Source organism: Agarivorans litoreus, from assembly GCF_019649015.1.
Taxonomy (GTDB): domain Bacteria; phylum Pseudomonadota; class Gammaproteobacteria; order Enterobacterales; family Celerinatantimonadaceae; genus Agarivorans; species Agarivorans litoreus.
The window spans coordinates 1-5,192 of record NZ_BLPI01000002.1; the positions used below are offsets into that span (position 1 = coordinate 1).

Genomic DNA, 5,192 nt, shown 5'->3' on the forward strand with positions numbered 1-5,192 from the left:
AACCTAAGTTATCCGCAGAATATAAATTCTTAGAAACTTAGACATGGACGTTGCATGATTGATTGGGCGACAATTTTGGTTAAATACCCGCATCACCCTATCCCTTCGGATAAGGTGATGAAGTTGTCTCCAAATGGTGATGTTCAGTGGTGTTCTAGCTGTTCGACCAAAGTCCGCGGTTCTTATGAGTCTTCTATTTTTGTTAAGTCTCAAGGCGGCGATGGGTTAGGGGAAGCAACCCATATCTATATTGACGGTAATCCAAGCAAGTTTCTTCAAGGTCATAATGTGTTTGGCTCTGATGATTTAGTTGGCATGATGGCCGCTGTTTTTGCTCATGTGAAAGTCGCTTTTTCTCTCCCTTACGATATTGAATCGATACTTGCCATCAACCGTGGCGATTACGAAATTAAGCGACTAGATATCAATTACATGTATGAACTAGACAATCTAGTGTCTGTTCGTTCATGGCTTCAAGCTGCTGAACTCAAATCAAAAACCCGTCATGGTCGCGCAGTTTCATCTAAATCCACGTGCTATTGGGGTAAGAGTTCCCGCCGTTGGTCTATCAAAGCATATTCAAAATTCGATGAAATTGGGGCAGGGGGTGAACATGCCTTGCCTAAGCAGTTTCACTTTACACCGCTTAAAAAATTCGCAGAGAACAAGCTGCGCTTAGAAGTAACGCTCCGCTCATTGGAGTTAAAGAAAATAGAAATGGATAAGGGCTCAGATTGGACGCCTGAAAAAGTTAAAGACACATACGCCGAGTATATCGGGAGAATCGAAATGAACACCAATGCGACACTACCAGATAATAAAGTTTTAGAACTGCCTCGCCGTTTGCAGTCTTCATACATGCTTTGGAAGCAGGGCACTAACTTAAAACAGATATTGCCTAAGCCAACTTTTTACAATCACCGTAAAGGCTTATTAGAGCACAACATTGATATTGCTTTTCCTTGTGATACTCCAGACCAATCTAACGTTGTTCCCTTGCTTCGCGTTCTTGAAGCTAAACCAGTTTCCACTCCAGATTGGGCGCATGAAAAACGCCTTATTTGGTCATTCGAACAAACAGGACTTAAACAAGCTGTTGGTGAAGAGTTCACGCCATGCAGCCCGTTCTATGCAACAGACCATAACGTACATGAACTAACTAGAGGCTTATAAGCATGATTACCGTAGAAGTATTTGACAAATTAGACGTAGAAAACCGCCAATTCACAAACAAAGATACTGGCGAAGTTACCGACCGCTTTAAACAGAAAGCTTACATCTCAACAGGTGGCCGTTTTCCGCTTGAATTTAAGCTGCCTATTGAAAGCCGCGCTGATGCTTACGAGCCCGGCAAATACACATTATCAGGTGAGTGTTTTCAGGTTGGTAAGTACGGTGATTTAGAGCTTAATCGCTTTAATATCGTTCTTGTTCCTCAGCTTGAGCAAGACGCTTTTGGTCATGATAAAAAACCTGTTACCAAGTTAGACAAGGCCGTCTAGCAATGAATAGTTATCTAGTGTGTAAAACGGTTGTTGATTCTGCTTGTACTGAGTGGGTTCAAGTTGGCGCTTTCACAGTAGAAAACTTTATGGATCTCGCTCCCCAAATCCTCATTTGTTTTATTGTTGCTTGGGGTTTTAGGGAAATACGCGAGGCCATTACAAACCGCAAATCATAATTTAAGGATAAATATTATGGACGTTACTGAACCGTTGGCACAAATCGTAATTGTTACTGCTGCCATTAGTACTGTTGGTGCTGCGCTGTTAACACCTGCCGCTGTTGCGATGGGTTGGAAATGGCTTAAAGCTCAATTCTTTTAAACAAATTGCCACCTCTCACGGGGTGGCTTTTTTCTAGGTTCTTATCATGTTTATGTTCACACCGGATTCTATGATTGTATGCGTAACTTTCTTTATGGCTTGTTCTATACTTTTTCGCTAGGTTTTGTTGTTACTATTCCAGCTCAAGCGGCCAACAATTGGACTTACACACCTGTAAAATTAGATAACGTTGTTAGAACATCTAGTGGCGTTGCAGCTAATTTAACGATTGCTCGCAATCTTCTTTCAAATACAAATCAGCGCTTTTTTAAACAAGCTCTTACCATTTCTAAAGCTGGCATTTCTGCTGCTGCTCGTTTGCGTATGGCGTCACCTTTTGGCCTTGCTTTACAAGCTGGCATTTATGCCCTTGGTTATGACCAATATGACGACCCTTCTGTTCCTGAGAAATATTACTTTACAGAAAGTGGTGTGATGTCTTTTGGTCGTTGTGCCGCTGGCGGCGATATTATGTCGATTGATGAATGTTTATCTATGACTGCCGAAGCTTATCCAACAGCTAATTTTGAAGGTGGTTGGTATTTATATTCTGGTACTGAAGGTAAAATTCATTCTAAGTATAGGCATTCTTCCAATATTCCATCTGTTTTTGCTGAGTTTCATTTTCTTTATAGTGAAGATTCCGAGATTAAAAAATACTTTTCTACCGATCAATTTAATGAGCTTTTAGATTCTTTAGCTCCTTTTTCTTTGTTAGATAATGTTTTAACTGATCCTTCTACTGGTTATCCCTATAACATTCCAGAAGTACGAGCGGCTGTTTCATTAGTAGCTAATTACGATATTGAAAATAATTATGAAGGTGATCCTGCCGACACTCCCGATATTACTATTCCTGATGAATCTACTCCCTCTGATGGTTCTCCGTCTGAAGTTCCTGACACTGGTGAATTACCTGTTTTTTGTACATGGGCTACTGGTGTCTGTGAATTTATGGAATGGTTCCGCCAAGAACCTGATGAAATAAAAGCTATACCTACTGAGGATTACAAAGAAGATGTGGATTTATCGCAACTTGAGCAGTCTTTTAGTTCTGGCATTGGTTCTGGCTCTTGTCCTGCACCTTATACCTATTCAGTAGATTTTGCTGGCGTTACTAAACCCCTTGAATTTGATTATACGCCTATGTGTGAATTTGTTTCGCTCGCTCGAATATGGGTGATCATTTCTGCTTGGGTTGGTGCTGCCTTTATTGTTTCTGGTCAAAGGATGAAATCATGATAAATGCACTTATGGCCGCTTTGGGTGGTCTTGCTTCTACCTTACTCGGTCGCGTTCTTGTTGGTGCGGGAATGTCGTTAACTATTTATACGGGTTTAGACATTCTTGTTAGCTCTTACATTTCTAACGCTGTTTCATCACTTACGGGCATCACTGGCGGCATTAGTCAGCTCGCTTTGCTTGGTGGTGTAGGTCAAGCCTTTAACATTTTGTTTTCTGCAATTCTCACCCGCTTAGCTATTAATGCGGCTATTCAATCTGTTTCATTGGTGTCTAAATGAGTGTCATTATTTTAATAACTGGTGTGCCAGGTTCCGGCAAATCACTCGAAGCTATCAAGCGCCTTTATGCTCAATCGGTCATCAATAAAGATGATTCTAAAGCCGCACAACATAGACCTATTTATGCTGATATTGATGGTTGTTGCATTGATGGGGTTGAAACTCCCCCTGATGATTGGCGGGAAACTCCAGAGGGGTCAATAGTTACTTATGACGAATGCCAACGCCTTTTTCCTTCGACTGGTAAAGCGGGTAATTCTACTGATGATAAAGTTATTGCTATGGAAACTATCAGACATACTGGACACACGTTAATTCTGATTACCCAAAGCCCAACGTTTATACATCACCACATTAGAAAACTTGTTACTGAACATATCCATATTGAACGCCAATTTGGTTTAGAACGCTGTCGCCAATTAACATGGTCGCGTTGTGCTATCGACCCACTTGATAAGCGTGATAGGCGGGATGCTGATGTAAAGCAGGTTTCTTACGATAAGAAACTCTATTCACTTTATAAAAGCTCCACCAAACACACTGTTAAAAAGCGTTTTCCCACCAAGCTTAAATTTATCTTAGGGTTGTTTGTTATGTTGATTGCTTCCGTTGCGTTCTTGGCCACTCAAGCGGTTGGCTTTTTTGTTGGTGAAACTGAAACCGTTCAGGCTGCGCCTACAACTCAAACTTCTAGCTCTGGATTTATTCAAACATCATCGGTTGAATTGGGTACTGTAGCTGCTAAACAAGAAACTCAACCTTTGGTGTCTGGGTGTATATCCAATGATACTTTTTGCACTTGTTATACCTATGAAGGTATTCCTTTGGACTTAGACCAAATGCAATGCCGTAATCTCGCTGAACGTCCTTTAATGTTTAAAATCCCTGTTAGTACTTCTTCTACTGACGCTTAACATACTTTTCCAAAATGATAGCAAAACGCTTTGACTAGGACGAACCGGCAAAGCGTTTTAGATTGCAAAACCTTAAATTTCCGTTGGCATTTTTTATCGAAATGATTGCAAACCTTAATGATTGCATTTATAATGTATTTACCAGTTAGGGAATACGTTTTGCAATCGAATAGGGGATTTACGTCATGTTAACAGAACAAACTAAAGCAACTTTGATTGATACCTTTTGTTATTCATCACCTCAGATTTTACGCGAGCATTTAAAGCGCGGTTGGTTCGATGAATGCCTAATCGAGCGCTACAGCCTGACTACTGATGAACTTAAACAATGTATGCAATTAGCTATTAAAAAGATGGAGTCTTAATCATGGCGCTAACCGTTAGAACGACCGAACAAGATGATATTATGATTAACACTGCTGCTAAGCAGCTCGGCACTAAAACAGGCACTAAGACTTTGCTTGTTGCATGTGATCAGTTTTTAAAACAGCGCAATGAGATTTTACAGCTTACTCAGGAAGTTAATCGCTTGCGTGAAAAGCTGGACGAACGAACGGAAGTAATGGACGACTTCAAACAGTCTTTCCAAACCTTAATGGAGTTTGAATAATGTTTGATAGAGATTGGTTTTTTTATTTTTCAGCGTTTGTTTTTGCCTGCATTGTTCATGGCCTGATACGGTTTTATAAATCCCGCAGGGATAAAGCGACTGCGAAGCGGGAAGCGTAACACCAAGCGCCAACTGAATTTGATTATGACCGTTCACCTAAATGGCGCGCGGTCAGTCGTTCATCTTAATGATAAATATTCGCTACATGCCATCCTGCCAAACCGCTCTTAAGCTCTAATGCCGATACATCCAATTATCGGCATATTGACCACCAAACAAGCCCACATTTAACGAGTTACACCCATAAGGCGCATAATGT

The 5,192-nt window shown here is 40.8% G+C and carries 8 protein-coding genes; all 8 read left to right on the forward strand.

Annotation, left to right across the window (positions count from 1 at the left end; translation table 11 throughout):
- Positions 1 to 54 precede the first annotated feature (54 nt).
- The 8 genes from K5L93_RS19980 to K5L93_RS20015 all read left to right on the forward strand — a co-directional run bounded on the left by K5L93_RS19980 (position 55) and on the right by K5L93_RS20015 (position 4,873).
- Positions 55 to 1,173, forward strand: coding sequence for a phage/plasmid replication protein, II/X family (locus K5L93_RS19980; protein ID WP_246615130.1), 1,119 nt, complete (start codon positions 55 to 57; stop codon positions 1,171 to 1,173).
- Positions 1,174 to 1,175: 2 nt separating this feature from the next.
- Positions 1,176 to 1,502, forward strand: a complete 327-nt coding sequence (locus K5L93_RS19985) for a single-stranded DNA-binding protein (RefSeq protein ID WP_220721566.1) — start codon at positions 1,176 to 1,178, stop codon at positions 1,500 to 1,502.
- A gap of 195 nt (positions 1,503 to 1,697) precedes the next feature.
- Complete coding sequence (locus K5L93_RS19990; protein WP_220721567.1) at positions 1,698 to 1,826, forward strand: major capsid protein; 129 nt, start codon at positions 1,698 to 1,700, stop codon at positions 1,824 to 1,826.
- A 78-nt stretch (positions 1,827 to 1,904) separates the two neighbouring features.
- Entirely contained in the window at positions 1,905 to 3,068 is a 1,164-nt protein-coding gene (locus tag K5L93_RS19995) for a virulence factor TspB C-terminal domain-related protein (protein WP_220721568.1), read from the forward strand.
- Complete coding sequence (locus K5L93_RS20000) at positions 3,065 to 3,349, forward strand: DUF2523 family protein (RefSeq protein ID WP_220721569.1); 285 nt, start codon at positions 3,065 to 3,067, stop codon at positions 3,347 to 3,349. The genes K5L93_RS19995 and K5L93_RS20000 overlap by 4 nt, the downstream gene beginning before the upstream one ends.
- Positions 3,346 to 4,263 carry a zonular occludens toxin domain-containing protein gene (locus tag K5L93_RS20005; protein ID WP_220721570.1) on the forward strand — a complete coding sequence of 306 codons (918 nt, stop codon included), beginning with the start codon at positions 3,346 to 3,348 and terminating at the stop codon, positions 4,261 to 4,263. The genes K5L93_RS20000 and K5L93_RS20005 overlap by 4 nt, the downstream gene beginning before the upstream one ends.
- 185 nt (positions 4,264 to 4,448) lie before the next feature.
- Entirely contained in the window at positions 4,449 to 4,628 is a 180-nt protein-coding gene (locus tag K5L93_RS20010; protein ID WP_220721571.1) for a hypothetical protein, read from the forward strand.
- A 2-nt stretch (positions 4,629 to 4,630) separates the two neighbouring features.
- Positions 4,631 to 4,873, forward strand: a complete 243-nt coding sequence (locus K5L93_RS20015; RefSeq protein WP_220721572.1) for a hypothetical protein — start codon at positions 4,631 to 4,633, stop codon at positions 4,871 to 4,873.
- Positions 4,874 to 5,192 lie beyond the last annotated feature (319 nt).